At 64.4% G+C, this 16,444-nt stretch carries 10 protein-coding genes; all 10 read right to left on the bottom strand.

All coding sequences use genetic code 11. From position 1 onward, the window contains the following. Positions 1-61 precede the first annotated feature (61 nt). Complete coding sequence (locus E8P82_RS13355; protein WP_136455571.1) at positions 62-1,423, bottom strand: UDP-glucose dehydrogenase family protein; 1,362 nt, start codon at positions 1,421-1,423, stop codon at positions 62-64. 128 nt (positions 1,424-1,551) lie between these two features. Then, entirely contained in the window at positions 1,552-2,658 is a 1,107-nt protein-coding gene (locus E8P82_RS13350) for a hypothetical protein (protein ID WP_136455548.1), read from the bottom strand. A gap of 64 nt (positions 2,659-2,722) precedes the next feature. Next, positions 2,723-5,761: a glycosyltransferase gene (locus E8P82_RS13345; RefSeq protein ID WP_136455547.1), complete on the bottom strand. Its 3,039-nt coding sequence runs from the start codon at positions 5,759-5,761 to the stop codon at positions 2,723-2,725. Between the two features lie 52 nt (positions 5,762-5,813). Next, positions 5,814-7,100, bottom strand: coding sequence for a hypothetical protein (locus tag E8P82_RS13340; protein ID WP_136455546.1), 1,287 nt, complete (start codon positions 7,098-7,100; stop codon positions 5,814-5,816). Positions 7,101-7,267: 167 nt separating this feature from the next. After that, complete coding sequence (locus tag E8P82_RS13335; protein WP_136455545.1) at positions 7,268-8,194, bottom strand: hypothetical protein; 927 nt, start codon at positions 8,192-8,194, stop codon at positions 7,268-7,270. Beyond that, the gene (locus tag E8P82_RS13330) at positions 8,191-10,521 is read right to left on the bottom strand and encodes a glycosyltransferase family 2 protein (RefSeq protein WP_136455544.1); all 2,331 of its coding nucleotides are present in this window, start codon (positions 10,519-10,521) and stop codon (positions 8,191-8,193) included. Before E8P82_RS13330 ends, E8P82_RS13335 begins: the two co-directional genes overlap by 4 nt. Continuing rightward, positions 10,518-12,383, bottom strand: a complete 1,866-nt coding sequence (locus tag E8P82_RS13325) for a glycosyltransferase (RefSeq protein ID WP_136455543.1) — start codon at positions 12,381-12,383, stop codon at positions 10,518-10,520. Before E8P82_RS13325 ends, E8P82_RS13330 begins: the two co-directional genes overlap by 4 nt. Beyond that, entirely contained in the window at positions 12,380-13,195 is an 816-nt protein-coding gene (locus E8P82_RS13320; protein WP_136455542.1) for a hypothetical protein, read from the bottom strand. The genes E8P82_RS13325 and E8P82_RS13320 overlap by 4 nt, the downstream gene beginning before the upstream one ends. Positions 13,196-13,201: 6 nt before the next feature. After that, on the bottom strand, positions 13,202-14,512 hold the full coding sequence (gene wecC / locus E8P82_RS13315) for a UDP-N-acetyl-D-mannosamine dehydrogenase (RefSeq protein WP_136455541.1): 1,311 nt from the start codon (positions 14,510-14,512) through the stop codon (positions 13,202-13,204). 7 nt (positions 14,513-14,519) lie between these two features. Further along, positions 14,520-16,433, bottom strand: a complete 1,914-nt coding sequence (locus E8P82_RS13310) for a glycosyltransferase (RefSeq protein WP_136455570.1) — start codon at positions 16,431-16,433, stop codon at positions 14,520-14,522. Positions 16,434-16,444: the final 11 nt, after the last annotated feature.

Here is a 16,444-nt window from a genome sequence, read left to right as displayed (position 1 = left end):
CACGATACGCTCTTGGAACCATTCTCTCCGATGCCCCGGAGTGGCTCCGTCGACAACGCCCCTATAGCGAGACCGGATCGAGAAGCTCGCTCTTGTGTCCGAGTGAGACGATATCCCACCCGGCGTCCTTCCAGGTCCGATGATCGAGAACATTCCGTCCATCGAACATCACCTTGTGCGCTACGAGTTCCGCTAGTTCCGCTGGATCGATCCTGACGAACTCCGACCACTCGGTGAGCATCATCACCAGATCCGCTTCATTTACCGCGTCGGTCAACGCGTCAACGTAGTTCAGGCGAGGATACCGTTTTGCCGCATTCGAGTTCGCTGCAGGATCGTACACACTGACGTCTGCGCCACTGTTGAAAAGCCGAGCTGCAACGTCAAGAGCCGGTGAGTCTCGTACATCGTCGCTGTTCGGTTTGAACGCCACTCCGAGGACGGCTACCCGCTTGCCCTCGAGATTGCCCAAGAGGGTCTCCGCCACATAGACCGTCCTGTCTCGACGTCGCAGATTGACTTCATCGACCTCGTTGAGGAAGCGCATGGTGGAATCCAGACCCAATTCGGACACGCGCGCCTGCAGTGCCCTGATGTCCTTCGGCAGGCACCCTCCCCCGAAGCCGATCCCCGCGTTCAGGAAGCGGCGCCCGATGCGTGAATCGAGTCCGATGGCGTCAGCGAGCGTACGAATGTCACCGCCGACGGTTTCGGTGACTTCCGAGAAAGCGTTGATGAAGGAGATCTTGGTGGCCAGGAACGCGTTCGCCGCAACCTTCACCAGCTCGGCGGTTTCGAAATCCGTGGAGATGAAGGGCGTATTCATGCTGATCGCCTGAGCGTAGACCTCGCGCAGCACCGGCTCTGCAGTCGCCGAATCCGAGCCGATCACCAGCCGGTCCGGGCGAAGCGTGTCTTCGACTGCGTAGCCCTCCCGCAGGAACTCAGGGTTCCAGGCGAAGTCGATGGTCACGCCCTCACGCGCTTCCTGGGCAGCCAGTGCTTTCAGCCGTCGGGCGGACCCCACGGGTACGGTGGACTTGCCCACGATGAGGGAATCCTTGGTGGCTGCGCGAGCAATCGCAGTGACCGACGCATCGACATAGGTCATGTCCGCCGCATGCTCACCGGCCCGCTGGGGGGTGCCGACTGCGATGAAGTGCACATCTCCGAATGCACCGGCTTCTTCGAAGGACGTTGTGAAACGAAGTCGCCCGGACTCCGTGTGCTTGCGCAGCAGCTCCGGTAGCCCTGGTTCGTGGATCGGCAGTTCTCCGCGGCCAAGCGCGTCGATCTTCTCCTTGTCGACGTCCACCCCCAGCACGTCGAAGCCCAGCTCAGCCATGGAGGCGGCATGTGTGGCTCCGAGGTAACCCGTTCCAATGACAGTGAGCTTAAGTGACACCAATCCCCCAGGGAGCATGATTCGTTGCGAATTTTTCGAGACCCCGATCCACTCGATCGGTCGCAATCATCATACCGATCAGGTGCTGATACACCATGTATGTCAAAATGTGCCGAGCTGTTCCCGGTCCGATCTGATGACGTCGGTCAGCTTTCAGTGGCCTCGCGCTGCAGTCGGAGCCAGTTCCGTGCATAGTGTCCCACCACCTTCTGCTGGAGCGCGTGAGCTTCGATCTGCTCTCCCAATGGGCGCGAGCTTCCTCCTCCTCGATGCACGGCCAGAACCACCTTCTCCAGCGCGCGCGAGAGCGTGAACCTGGAAACGTCTGATCGCCGGAGGTCCGCGGCGTAAGCCGCCGCAGAGGCGAAGCCATTGAACAACTCGAGGGCGATCTGGGTGGAGGTCTTCTGGGCGAAACCTCGACCGGAGAAATTACGTCGCTCGCAGGAAGTGAAATTCTCACTGCTCAACCAGCCCGGGCCACCGAATTTGTCGTAGCAATAGACCGGCAGGCCGGCCAGGATCGCGTACTGAACCGTCTTACCGATGGTGATGACCCCGTCCAACCGTTCAAGCTTTTGTGGCGTGATGCGCACTGCGTTCGAGCCAGTGCGCGGGCTGTTTCCTATGATCTCCAGTTCCAGCTCTGGGGGCTGTCCGTCGCATAGCTCTGCGAGCTCGTCGGGCGGATGATTCGACACGATGCCGAGTCGGAGCGGGCGTCCCGGGATCCTGACTTTCACGTCGCCGAAGTCATCCGGTGCGGGATTTGGGAAAACCTGCATATTCTCATTCCTGAAACCACCAGCCAGAGCGCGTGACCGGTGCCCTTCGAGGGTTTCAGGAGAGTTGTACAGATGGAGGCTCGCAAGAGTTGCCTCGATACCAGCCGACCATGACAGTTCCAGCGGATGGACAGCGGACATGTGGTTGAAGACGAAGGTGGTCTTTGCCGGGTACTGCAACAAGTACTTGGGCACCAATTGATGGTGTATCCACGCCAGTTGCGGCGGATCAGCTGCCAATCGTTCGGAAAGCTCCTCTCCCTCGAGATCGAAGTACGAGATGTTTTCGTGTTTCCGAAGATGCGGCATCATCGGTGGACCGACGGTCCACGTACCGATAGTCACCCTGCTGCCTGCTGCCGCAAAGTATTCTGCGAGCTCCAGAGTCACCATCTCCGAGCCGCCGTAGCTCACGAGGTGCGCCTGGGAAATGAAGACATGGGGTAATCGCAGTGCTGTACTGATCACGGCTTCAACCGCATCGTAGAATCCACTTCGTTGGTGGTCGGCGAGCTAGTGACAGGTGCGATCTTTACACTCGACAATCCCGGACAGCACGCAGAAGCGTCGACGCGCGCGCGTCGAAGTTGTGTTCGTCTCGAATCTGTCGGCTGATCTCGGCCATCCGAGTGTCGTCCGGGAACCCGTTCCGATCCTTGAGGAGATGCTCGAGTTCTTCCAGGGAGGTGTAGGTGCGCACCGCGCCCTGGAAGATGTCCTCGATCCCGTCTACGTGGTCGCTGATAACCCGTGCACCGGACGCGACGGCGTCGTAGAGGCGATTGTTGGCGAAGCCCCAGCGGGCCATGTCCTCGAAATGATCGTTGAGTACTATCCTGGACGATCTATAGAGAGCTGACAGGCTGTCATTCGATATATAGTCGTCCACCACGGCATCTGCGGGGACGAACTGCTCCCAGCGCGGACCCCAGACGCTCACGGTAGCGCCGAGCCGCACACTGTCGGCGACAACCTTTCGTCCGATCGGCTTTCGTGGACCGCCGACGAAGGTCAGTTCGTAGCGCGGATCGCCGGTGGACGAATGACCCGGGTGGAAGCGACGGGGGTTCGTTGCCTGCGGAAGGTAGGAGGCCTCGATTCCCCATTTGGTGGTCACGAAGTCGCACCAGACACGCGACGCTCCGAAAATAGCGTCGAACCCCAGGAGTTCGTCGCGTGTGATCAGGTCCGGCCGGCTGATGGCCCACAAGACGTTGACCTTCCCAGGCTGCGGTTCACAGCGCACCAGGCCGCGGATCACCAGGACGACGTCGTCCAGCATGTTGGAAGGGCGAGAGAAGGCTCCAGCTCGGTCCACGACGACCTCCTGTCCGAGCGCCGTCAGCGACTCCGCCAGATCAGCGGCGTACGGAACATCTCCCCAACGATTGCCGCCGACACTGAAATCCGCGCCGATCTTGATGGCCCATCTCAGTCCCGACGTAGCACCTGAATCATCGGTGGACCTGGTGATGGTCGGCACTGCCGGCTGGAGGCGTGGCAATCTTGGCGCCGTGAGGGTATCGAGCTTGAATCCCACCAGGCTGTAGTGTTCGGCTAGTGCCCGGGTGGGCTTGTTGCTACTAGTCAGCCACTCGGCGTCCGCCTCGACCAGCGCGGGCTCCTCGGAGAAGGCATCCGCGGAATGATCCACTGCAAGAGCATTGCTTGCCCTCGCGAACTCCCGGCCGGAGGCTTCACGTAGGCGACGTAGAAAATCAACGATCGCTGCATCTCCGGCAAAGATGTTGCGGAGTCCGCCCAGGTCCCTGTAATCCTGCGTGCGGACGCAGAAGGCCGCAAGAACGAGTTCGTCCAGCGCCCTGCCATCATGACGCTCGACATCATGCAGATTGAACCCCCGGAACAATGGTGTGGCGAGGCTGCGTTCATGTCCGGCTCCACCGGCAGAAACCACGACGCCGGTGGTGTCAGTCACTAGCGGCTGCACACCGGACACTGACTCGTCGGCAATAGCCACAATCAGTTGGTCGATGGCGCCGGAGCGCAGTTCGACGCTCTCCCGGAGGAACAGGAGAGCCGATCCAACGGCGTGCTGTGCTGCGATGTTGTAGGCAATGGCGGGCGTGTATCGCCGAGGTAGCTTCAGATATTTGAGCCCGGAGAGACCGGCGAGTGCAGCCCGCAAACGAAGCGATGAGCGAAAGCCGGCGACTTCGTCGACAACGATCAGTTCCACCTGCTCGGGTACATCCGGGCCAAGGCTCTCCCTGATATTACGTACGGCGAGATCGATGCTGTCGGTGATCCGCACGATGATCGACATGATCGGAGTGGTGTTCCGATCAGGTGCAGCATCGGGCACGAAGCGGTTCAGGAGATTTTTCCCCAGGACTGCATACTCCCAGTTGGCCGACTCCCTACGGGTGATGCGGTCCTCATTGTGATCATCAACGTAGTCGCAGCCGAGGAAAGGAAAGTACTCGATTTCCGTCTTCTCCGTGATGCGAAGTACTAGATCGTAGTCGACCCAGCGGTGGAGGAAGGGGTCGAAGCCGCCGAGTTCCCTGACCAAAGACGTCTCCGCAACGAGCACATTGAGGTCGACATAGTTACGAACGAGCAACTTTTCTGCAGTGATGACCTGCCCTGTGTACTCTTCACGCTCATTGAGCATTCTGGCCGCAGAGTACGCAGCGCGACCTCCGGAGTGGAGCAGTCCCGCGTACATGTTGTGCAGGAATGTCGGTCTCCACACATTGTCGGTGTCCAGGAAAGCGAGGAGTTCTCCGCGTGCCTCGTCGATACCACGATTCCGGGCGGCACAAACGCCCTGGTGATCGGCCTCCACCAGATGGATCCTGGGCTCCTCCTCGGCCAGAGCCCGAACGACGTCCTGCGTGCCGTCCGTGCTTCCGTCATCGACGACGATCAGTTCCCATGCCTCGAGGGTCTGACGCCGTACGGAATTGATCGCTTCTTCGATGACCGGTGCCCGGTTCCATGCCGGCATCACGATGCTGATGACCGGTGTCTCCCGATCCGACGGAATCGGAATTCCCTCGATGCCTGCCAGCCAGGCTCCTTCTTCGAGATCGGACCATGTAGTGCGCCTGAGCGGCTTCTTCTCTACATCGATCTGCTTGACGACTCTGGCATGAGCGACCATGAGTGCGCGAGTATCGAGCCAGTTGAGCGGTTGACCCAACCGTTTCGTCGGCACGGGTAGTTCTCGTGGCGTGCCAGCACGGTACCGCGAGAGCAGGAGTGAACCCTCGGAGGACGGGCCCGTCAGAACGGACGGATCGAACAGATATGACCATTTGTGCTGGCGGGACCGTGGGCTGCGCAGATAGGTGAGCACCGATTCCACATCTCCTATTTTGTAGGCATCCCTGATGTAAACGGGAAACATACCGAGATCGAAGAGCGGGTGGAAACTGAGACCGGCTTTCATGCCGTACTGAACGAGGTGAACCGCGGCAGACCGTTTTGAGCGGAAGTCGCGGCCGCTCTCGGCAGCGTAGTACTCCGCGTCAAAGATCTCGGTGTCGATGAGCCGCTGGCCCCGCACACCAATCGGGGCCAGAGGTTCCTTGCGAGCGCTCACGTGGTGTAAATCCTTTCCTGGGCAGCGGTTGTTGCGGCTGTTCCTTCAGCCACTAGGAAATTGCGTCCGCTAGCTTTGGCGCCAATGCTGACGTGGCTCGCTGGAAAGCCACCCTCGAAGCGCGATCGGCTCCGCTGAGCCGCATGAAGGTCATGTAGAGGTTGCGGGAGTTGTAACCGACCATCGATGTCATGGCGAGGTCCGCCTCGGTCAGCGACACACTCCCCCAGGTGCCCATCCGATGCTCCCAGTAGAAGATGTCGTTCGGGTCGTAGCCCTGCAGGTGGGCATCAGTGAACTGGGTCCGCTCCATCATGTCCGCGAAGAACCTACGCGTGATTTTGGATCCGGCGTTGACATCATAAGCATTCGAGAGTTGACCCACGCTTACGTGGACGATGCGTTTCGACAGAAGCTGATAGAACCCGCGCATGATCTCACCACCGAAACCTCGGATGAAGATCCCAGTGGGAATGTCGCTGCGGAGCTCGGCAAGACGACTCAACCAGGCGGAGCCGGCTCCGCGGTAATAGGCCGTGGCGAGTCTGTACGCGTGGGAGAAGGAATCATCCACGGCGTTCAGCCCCAGACGGTTCTGAATCGGCCAGACGTTGGTCTGCAGACCGTGGAGCTCGCCCGCCTCTCGAGCAGCGCGTGCATCCTTCGAATTGACCGCCGTGCCATTTTCACTCCGCACGTAGGTGAAGACGTACGGGTCGAGGTCCTTGAGTGCGGCGAACATGCCCCGACTATCACTGCCTGCCGTGAGGCCCATGACCGGACGACGCTTCTGATAGGTCACAAAGGCCGCCATTCCCTCGAGATGATGGATGAGCGAATCAACGGCGGCGCCGTTCTCCAGAGCGCCACCGATGGGTTCCCTCGGCCAGAATCGTTCGGTTCGCTGCTCCGGCATCACAAGCTTCGTGTTGGGCGTCAATTGCAGAACGTTCTCATAAGGAGTCGCCACGCCCGGCAAATACTTCACGTCCCGCTGCAAGTAGTTCCGCGACGTGATGAAAGGGATGAAGAAGTCGGCGAAGTGTGTACCTATGGCTTCGCGGACCAGTTCCGCATGCGATGCTGCGACTGCGGGACCGGCGGTGGAATAGAACACGGAGCGGGACCCCATGGCGTCCTGGTAGATCTCCGTCCTCGCGGGAGTATGGACCACGACGGCGAAGCGCCCTGCCAGGCGATCGAGCGTCTCGAGGAACACCTCTTCGTTCCGACTGTCGCCCAGGAGTTGTTCCAGGATGACGTCGTGGTCGTAGAGCCCCCGCTCCGGATCGAAAGCAATGCCTATGACAGCGACGTGTCTGTCATCGCTGGCTGCCACGGCGACCTGCGTCTCAGGGTGGCTGATCATCCTCAGGCCACCCAGGGACATGTCTCCCCACCCCGGTCTCATCTCGATCTCGCGTCCCGCTTCCGCAATGACGAAGCCATTGCGGAAGTAGACATCGTCGAGTATTTCAGCGGCCGATTCATCCTCGGTCGTCGTAGTCATCTGTTCCCCAGTGCCTTTCCTTGATCTGTTTCCCGCGGTTGAACTACGAGCTCTGTCCCGTAATACTGCCTGTAGGCAACGCCGATGTGCTTCAGGAAGCGAGAACGGGACGGTGGTGAGTGTCCTTCGTCCTGGCGCTCGGGATGGAAGCTGATCCTGCGCCCCACGTCGGAGCCGCCCGCTTCTGGGTCCACACCGAACGAGAGCGCGAATGGGACGTAGTGAGCCTCATAGTGGAAGCGGTCCCGCGTGTTCTGGACATAGTGGACGTAGTTACGGTCGAGTGAGTTCTTGTACAGCAATCGCATGTTCACGCGGTCGCCGAATGCGGACTCTATCGCGTCGTCCGTGGCGTACTCCGCGAAGGATGCCTCCGCGAGGGCGCGCCGGTGGCCTGGGTGGTAAGCCGCGATGGACGTCTGCGGTGAGAAGACGACGGCCACGGAGTTCGGCACCTGCCGCGAGAGCGCCAGGGCTCCGAAGCCGCCCGCACTGCTGCCGACACAGACGATCCGCGTGTACCCCTTCGCCGCTGCGACGGCCCTCACCAGGGCTGCGTACTCCGACAGGAGATCCTGCCGGGCGCTTCCCATGTACCAGCCGATCTCCAGCGAGCCGTTGAGTTCCAGGGTGCTGTCGGAGAGGAACAACCGGGCGCAGTCCACCCGGTTCAGGGTCCGCCGCCACTCGAAGCGCGGCGGGGTGAACCGCGAACGGTTCAACGCTCCGTGCATGGACACGATCAGGGTTTCGGTGGGCGCCGGCTCGTAGAGCGAGTGCAGGTACAACCGATCGGGCTCGCCGGGGGCGGTCTCGAGATGAACCGGATGGTCAGGAAGTGATTCCGGAGGATCAGTGGGCTGCCAGGGCAGGAGTGGCACGTTGTAGGTCTGGTCCCACGCCCCGACATCGTGATCGCTCATGCTCGTGTCCCACTGGTCATCGTCTCGGTGGTCCCGGCGTCCTCCTCGGGGGCGGACGGGGAAGAATCCTCCGTCCCGCTCGCCGACGACACCAGCTCGAGATCGGACGCCCTCACCAGATTGCGTCCGATCGACTCGAAGACCCGTGGGTCAGTGGCAGACCAGCGCACGGGAGCACCGAAGATGCTCTCGAGATTGTGCGTCACCGAGCCCACCGAGTAGCGCTGGCCCCGCCCCGACCGGTCGTAGGGCGCCTCGGAGGCATGGACGATCACCGACCCCGTGACCTGGCCACTGCGCAGTGCAGGCTCGAACTCGAATGCGGTCGGGTCGAAGACATGTACTTCCCGTGACGTCACGGCGTCGGTGATCTCGATCCTCCGCAGGGTGCCGTTCTCGAACTCGTCCATCATGGCCGGCGGGAACGAGTCGTCGATGGACCGCGTGTTGACGATGCTCGGCATGTGCATCACTCCGACGCTCAGGCCCTGACCCCGGGCATCATCCACCGCTCGTCGCACCTGGTGGATCGAGTACCCGGCATCAGCGAAGTCCCCGACCACGACGACGTCGACCTCCCGCCGTTCCGGACGTGCCGGCAGGAACCTGTCCGGTGCGGGGAAAAGCCGTGCGGCGGCGTCGAAGGGGAGATACCCGTTGTGCTCACCCGCCGCGATCCTGCGGTGCCAGTGCTCGTAGGACGCCCTGTAGGAGACCCTGTCCGGCGAGCGGTAACCGAGCCGGAAGTCCTCGACGGACAGATTGGAGGACGTCACGAGCGAGAGGGTCAGCGGCGCCTGGGTGACCTCCAGCGGCTCCTCGCTGTTGACCACCATCCGATACCGCAGGATGAACTCCGTGTCGGCGGCCTTCCGGACGGAGTCCCAGAATCCCAGCTTCTCCCTGATCACGGCGATGGGGAACATGGTGGAGACATGGGCAGGGGTGATGTAGGCCCCACGCCATCCTCTGTAGTGGAACATGAGGTCGGCGTCCGCGCGGGACCACGGGGAGGAGACCAGTCGGTCATCCTGCTGTTGGAGGGACGCTTCGACCAGCTTCTCGATCTTCTGCGGGTGCTGCCAGTCGTCGCCGTCGAAGATCGTGAGGAACTGCCCGCTCGCCCGCATGTACCCGAGATTCCGCGAGGTGTAGGCGCCGGAATTGGGCGTGTTCCTGATCACCGTGACGCGCGGATCGATCCCTTCCCAGGTATCGAGGCGAGCCGCATAGTCCTCGCCCGATCCGTCGTCCACGATGATGATCTCCAGGTTCGCGTAACTCTGGGCGAGGGCGGAGCGGACGGCCAGGTCGGTGTACTCGTCGGGACGGAACACGGGCATCACGATCGAGACCAGCGGTCCCTCCTCGACGGCGGGAACGGGATCGGTGGTGAGCCGACGGAAGGCTGCCTCGGAGCCGGGGCGGAGCCTGATGGGAACGAGGCCCTCGGATTCGTAGATGGTGTTGATCTCGGCCAGCCAGTCCTCTCCGGTGTGGCTCTGGTGACGGAAGGGATTCCTGGCGTTCGCCCTGAAGAGGTGCAGGTCATGGGGGTTGAGCTTCTCGGTGTCATAGAGCCCCTGGAACTTGAGCGTCTGATCTCCTCGTCCGGTCTGTGACAGGGCGTCGAGGTAGAACTCACCGCGCTTCTTGCCCTTGAAAGGGCCGGCACCCAGCTTCTGGTACACGTAGCGGTACAGGGTGGCGGCGTCGAGGATGTCATCCGACCGCAGATTCTGTCGGTAGCACAGATCGGCCACCTGCAGCAGGCGCACCTTGACGGTGGAGTCGAGAACCGGCGTCACGGACTTCCGGGCCGGGCCTCCGAGCCGGTACAGCTCGAGGGCCGCCTCGAGCTCCTTCCAGTCCCACTGACCCTCGGTCACCTTGCGCACCAGGATGTCCCGGCCCTCGAGGGAACGGAGTTTCGTCAGCCGCTGGACCAGCTTGGCCGGCGTGAGGTCTTCCTCTGCTGACCAGGAGTAGGCGGTGCCGAAAGCGGGACCCTGCACAGCGGGCGCGGCAGCGGGCGCCGTCTCGAGGAGCTGCATGCTGGCCTTCGCCGAGCTGCGAGCCCTTTTCAGCAGAGCATCGAGTTGCATCACGACCATCACACCGCCGACAACCAGCAGCACCAGCGCGGGCACGAGGACCATCAGCACCCTGTAGTACGCCGCAACCAGAGCGACCACGAACAGGACGGTCCCTGCCATCAGCACCAGCTTCTTGCGCCGGGATGTCCTCGCGGTCCTCCGGAGGAGATACCTGACCGAGAGGGCGGACGGACTCGAGCCGCCCGCTTGGGGTGACGTGGTGGTGGTCATTGCTGCCTTCCGATTGTGAAGTAGCTCGAGAGGTCATCGCTGCGGCCGGTGAACGCCGGGGGCCGGGCAGTGATCTGGGGAGGCGGTGCGAATCCGTCCCACTGCTCGGCGACACTCTGCAGGAAGATGCTGTCCTCGGGATTCCAGGTGTGCCCGCCATGGGAGTCCGTTGCAGCGTGCCGGTGCATGAGGTAGTTCTGTCCGTGGGAGCGGTAGACGCGGCCCGCGGCGGCCTGGACCGCCTGGAGCAGGCATCGGTCCACCGCCCGATGGACCGGTCGCCAGCCCCCGAGCTGCCGCAGGTCGTCGAGGCGCAGCACCATGGTGCCACCGGCCACGTGGTCGGTGTACCGCTCCCCCGCAGATGGGCGCCGGGTGGTGATGTCCAGGCTCTCCAGATAGACGAACTCCACCTGCGAGCCGACCAGCTGCGCGCCACTGTGCTGCGCGGCCCTCACGAGATCCCGGATGTGGTGGGCCCCGTACCAGTCGTCGTCGTCCATCTTGGCGAGATAGACGCCCTCGGCGGCCCTCGTACCCGCGTTCAGGGCCTCGCCGAACACAGTACCCGCAGGAACCGTGACAACCGTCAGGTGCCCGCGGTACGTCTCCACCGCGCGCCTGACGGACGGGTGGTCAGCAGGCGTGAAGCCATGCAGTACCAGCACCACCTGCAGCGGCTCCCAGGATTGCTGCGCTACCTGGGCGAGCGCTGCGCCGACCCTCTCGGGCCTGCGGGTGGCGAGGAGGACGCTCACCGTCGGTTCCGGTGGAACGCACTGATCCAGTTCGCCGAGGATCAGGCTCCACCGCTGTCGCGGGGCGAAGCGTTCGAGGGCCGCACGCCGCAGGTCGATGGATTTCGACTCGCGCTGCACCGGCGCCTCCGCCGGGTCGAACCTCCCGATCAGGTCGACGATGTCGCGTCCGATCATCTCCCCGACGTCGGCCGGAAGATCCCGCGCCAGCATCGGGACACCGGCAACAGCGAGTTGCGACAGCCGAGCGCCCAGCTCGTACCGCAGGGACTGGAACCTCGCGCCGTCGACGACGAGATACGGCGCGTTGCGCAGGGACGCCAGCTCGCGCTCCGTCAGGCCTCCTCCCCCGACCACAGCTGCCGGCACCAATTCTGCGATCCCACCGTCGGCGTCGGGGAGGAAGCCGCGCGGGCTGATCACCGCCGTGTCGACGGGCGGTAGATCGGCAGGCCCGGGAGTCCAGACCGTCGGGGTGATGCGTCCTTCGACGCGCGGCAGGGAGCTCGATGGCTGCCCCACGATCACGTCGACGGCATAGATGTCGTCGTCCTCGGGATTCAGCAGTTCAGGTGTCATGAGGCTTCCCACCGGATCACCGGCGAGCCAGGAGCGGTAGCCCGGATCCGTGATCCCCACCCGCAGGCCGCCGAGTCCCTCCGTGGGCCCGGATTCGAGCGCCTCGCGGAGGGCCGCGGTCGCTGCGGCGTGGACAGTGACCCACGTGCCGCCGTCGATCACGGTGGCGAACCCGAAACCGCTGACTGTCTTCCCCGCCACGGCCGCCTTCGAGACCAGGTGCCGCGGGGTCCACGCGTCGGCCTCCTCGTGGGGTGCATGCCCTTCGATGAGGAGGATGAATCGATGGGCCTTCCCTTCGCTCCGGAGCAGGGGCAGCAGGCTCCGGGCTTCCGCCAGCGACCCGGCGCGAACCGCGTACGTACCCCACCAGCGCGTATCGCGGGGCGTTTCGTGGTGCCATGCGGCACCGTCCTCGGTGGAGCGACGCTGCCACGGCGTGGCTGCGTAGTCCAGCCCGAGCTCGGTGATGAGGGGTGCGATGGGTCCGCTACCGAAGCCGACGGCGACGCTGGTCAGGGTCACGAGCTGCGCGTCCTTCGCAGCATCGTGACCGCGCGGCCCGTCACGTGCGCCGGGCCGCGCCGGAGTGCGGCGTACACGCGCGCTGCGCCCCGCTTGGGGAGCACTCCCGCTTCCATCCGGCGTCGCGCCTTCTCCGATCGCGCGAGACGGGATTCCAGGTCGCGGATGCGCTCCTCGTAGTCGCGGCGGACGCCCGCGTCGCCCGCATCCCGCACCACCACGGTGAGGTCGTGCCTGCCCGCAGGTCCCTTCCGGACGTGCAGCCGGGGCGCCGGACGCAGGTAGTCGTGCAGCCCGAGGGAACCGCCCGCGACCCACCGCTCCGTGCCCGACGTCCGGACAGCCGCCTCGGGGTCACCGGTTGCCTGCAGCCTCGCGAGGATCGCGGTGTCCCAGAGTTCGGCGGAGGCGGACTGTCCGTCCACCAGCGCTCGCACGCAGGAGGCGCCCGTGAGGCGGATCGCGTCGACATAGGCCTCCAGTGTGTACATGCCGACCCGCGTCCCTGCGGGCAGGACGAGCGTGTAGGTGGTCGCGGCAGGAGGGGCCGCCGTCGGAAGCCAGTGGAACCGCGCGTCGGCCCCGACCCAGCTCCGCACTCTCGGGGTGCTCGCTGCCGACGCACCCACCACGTGCACCGTGAAGTCCTGGGCCGCCGAGGTCAGCAGGGACGCGATGGTTGCCGCCACGGCGAGTTCCGGCGCGGCTTCTGCGCGGACGACGACGCCGATGAGCGGGCTGGCCGTGCGCGGACCGTGGACTGGCTTGAGCTCGATGCCCAGCGCAGCGAGATCGTCGGTGATGGAGACCACGCCGCGCTATCCCACCGATCCCGGCGCTGCGAGGATCGGGTGCACCAGCGCGCCCTCGGACCGCTTCGTGCCCCAGACGCCCTTCGTGTCGATGACCAGTCTGCCCTCCAGCTGCGCTGCACCGACGTCGAGGAACGCATCGTGATCCACCAGCAGCAGCACGGCGTCCGCCGCTGCGAGGGCTTCGTCGAGGGAACTCATCGCGTCGATTCCCGCGGATGCAAGCTTCGCGGGAAGCGTCCTGACATGGGGATCGACCGGCAGGATCCTCGCCTGCGGCAGTCGGCGCGCAAGCTCCTGGACGATCGTGACGGACGGCGATTCCCGCACGTCGTCGATGTTCGCCTTGAACGTCAGTCCCAGGACGGCAACCGTTGCATCGGTCCGATCCCCGAGCAGGGAGATGACCCTGCTCACCACGTGGTGCGGCTTGGCGTCGTTGACTTCCCGCGCCGCGCGGATGAGCCCGGATTCCTCCGGTGCGGAATCCACGATGAACCACGGATCGACGGCGATGCAGTGCCCGCCCACTCCGGGGCCGGGCCGCAGGACGTTGACGCGGGGGTGGTGATTGGCCAGCTCGATGAGTCGCCATACATCGATACCCAGGCGATCGCAGATCACCGACAGCTCATTGGCGAAGGCGATATTGACATCGCGGAAGGTGTTCTCCACGAGCTTGGTCATCTCTGCCGTGGTGGAGTCGGTGAGCAGGATCTCGCCCTGGCAGATCACCTCGTACAGCTTCTTCGCCCGGTGCCCTCCCTCCTCGGTCAGGGCACCGATCACGCGATCGTTCGTGGCCATCTCGATCATGATCCTGCCCGGTAGCACGCGCTCGGGCGAGTGGACCACGTGGACGTGCGCGCCCCCCTGCGCTGCTGCGGCCCACAGATCCGGACGCGCCCGGGCCAGCTCGGCCTCCAGCCGTTCGGTGGTACCGGGCGGGGAGGTCGATTCCAGGATGACCAGCTCACCACCACGGAGTTTGGGGGCGAGGGCCTCGACGGCGCTGGAGAGGTAGGAGAGGTCGGCGCCGTTGCTCTCCGCCAGGGGTGTGGGGACCGCGATGATGTAGGCGTCGGCGAACGGCACCTCCGTCATCGCGACGAGATTGCCGAGAGTCACGGCCCCCGAGACCACCACACCCATATCGGGCTCCACGAAGGGCAGTTCCCCGCGGTTCACGGCGTCCACGGTGGACTGCTTCACGTCCACCCCGGCGACCCGCATGCCCTTGGCGGCGAAGATGGCCGCGGTCGGCAGCCCGATGTAGCCGAGGCCTATCACGGCCAGATTGAAAGCCTGAGTCTGCATTGTTCCCCTAAACGGTGACATGGTCTGCGGGTGGGCCGAAGAACTGGATCTTCGATGACGCCATCAACTGGTCGCTGGTGATGGACCAGGTGTGCGAGGCAACGTCACGGCGGCGCAGCTGACAGTAGTTGAAGCGGTCGGCGGAGTAGATACGGGCACCGGCATCGATGGCATCGGCGAGGAACCGGGTGTCCTCGCCCGTACGCAACGGGTGGAAGGGCAGGTCCCTGAAGGTCTGCGTCGCCGCGAAGATCGTGGGACCCGCGACGGCTGAGACGAAGCGGTGCTCCAGCTGGGCGTTGCGCAGGATCGTCGCATCCGGGCCGGCGAGGTGCATGTAGTGGGCTCTCTTGCCCACGATCTCCGCCCCGGAGTACATTCTGGCGTGGGTGAGATCTCCGAGGTACTGCGGCGCGTAGACGTCGTCGTCGTCCCACTTGGTGGCCAGATCGCCATCGGCAGCGTGGACCAGGGCATTGAGACACTCGCCGAGGGACGTGCCTTCCGGTTCAAGCAGGAGGACGGCGTCCGCCAGGCCCGCCTCACGGCACTGATCCCGGAAGGACCGGGCGTCGATGTCGAACCCGTGCGCCAGGTACACCAGCTGCACATCCACGCCCTGCTGGCCCGCCACGCCGTCGATGACATGCTGCAGCTGGTGCGGACGGTAACTGGCCGCGAGCACCGAGATGACCGGCCGCGGCGGCGGGGCGGCACTTCCCGGAAGTACCGCCGCCGCGATACTTGCTGCCCGGTGAGTGTAGGTGTGCGCGGACCAGATCAGCCGCTGGGCCCGGTGGACCGATCGCTCGGAGTACTCGGGGTTCGCCGAGAGAGCCCGCAGCAGATCCACTGCCTCCTGGCGGGTCGAGGCCGTCAGGATCTCGCCGCCCGGGAAGAATTCGCTGATGGCCACACTGGGTGTGGAGACCACACTCGTCCCCGCAGCGGTGATCTCGAAGATCCGGCGGGCGCACATCGATGGGGAGTCCGTGACCGAGTTGACGTTCAGGAAGATCCGGTAGGCCTTGTAGGCTGTGAGCATCTGCGGGTACGAGAGGCTTCCCACCACGTACTTCCTCAGTGCGGCGGGGAACTGGTACTGCTGCTCCTTCCCCAGCTGCCGCGAGAAGATCTCGAAGCCGTCCTTCGTCCCTGCCGCTGCATCCGCGGCGGCGCCCAGCAGGTACTCCATCTGGCGTCGGCGATCCGGGTACTTGTGCGCGAAGTACATTCCGGCGAAGGCCATGCCGCGCGCATGCCAGCCGTGCCGTGGCCGCACCGGATTGTGGATGGCCGGCTGGGCGGCGAAGGGAAGCACGGACACCCTCTCGTGCCCGAGGTCCGCGTGGTAGGCGGCTACCCGGTTCACATCGGTGGTGAACACGTGGTCGAACAGGCGGGCTGCGGGCAGGAAGTCCTCGTAGTGCGGGGGATCCTCCTTGTTCCAGAAGACGCAGGGGATGCCTGCAGCCCGGCAGCCGGCGGTGAACTGCACCAGCTCCTGGCCCGGCCCGGCAGGGCCGGTGATCTTGCCGCGCCACAGCCCGCCGTTCCCTGACCACGCGGATTCCACGACCACGAGGTCGAGCTCCTCCTGGTCGAGCTGGGCCTGCCAGGACCGCGGGTCGATGGCGATCACGGTCCATTCCGAGGCGAACGCGGCGGCGGAGAAGTCGTCCATGATGATGCCGACGCGAAGTTCCGGGCGGCGCGGAGCGGAGCCTGCCACGGCGCTCGCGCGGAACACCAGCCGACGACGTCGTCCGAGTCCACGCCAGACGCCCTCCGCCCCGCGTACCCCGGCCAGCTCCGCCTCGTCGCGCTCCGGGGAACTGCGGTGCAGATAGCTCCTGACCTGCTGGAGTCCGCCGCGGCGCGCATGCCAGAATGCGCGTCGCCAGTAGGCCACCCTCCCCATGACGGCCACGA

It is taken from the genome of Arthrobacter echini, from assembly GCF_004803505.1.
GTDB lineage: Bacteria > Actinomycetota > Actinomycetes > Actinomycetales > Micrococcaceae > Arthrobacter_D > Arthrobacter_D echini.
Note: the sequence above shows the minus strand (reverse complement) of the source record. Positions and strands in the feature narration are given on the sequence as shown.

Excerpts from the sequence above, each read along its gene's own strand:
- E8P82_RS13310 (WP_136455570.1), bottom strand. The coding sequence starts at position 16,433 with ATGGGGAGGGTGGCCTACTGGCGACGCGCATTCTGGCATGCGCGCCGC.
- E8P82_RS13330 (WP_136455544.1), bottom strand. The coding sequence starts at position 10,521 with ATGACCACCACCACGTCACCCCAAGCGGGCGGCTCGAGTCCGTCCGCC.
- E8P82_RS13335 (WP_136455545.1), bottom strand. The coding sequence starts at position 8,194 with ATGAGCGATCACGATGTCGGGGCGTGGGACCAGACCTACAACGTGCCA.
- wecC (WP_136455541.1), bottom strand. The coding sequence starts at position 14,512 with ATGCAGACTCAGGCTTTCAATCTGGCCGTGATAGGCCTCGGCTACATC.
- E8P82_RS13355 (WP_136455571.1), bottom strand. The coding sequence starts at position 1,423 with ATGCTCCCTGGGGGATTGGTGTCACTTAAGCTCACTGTCATTGGAACG.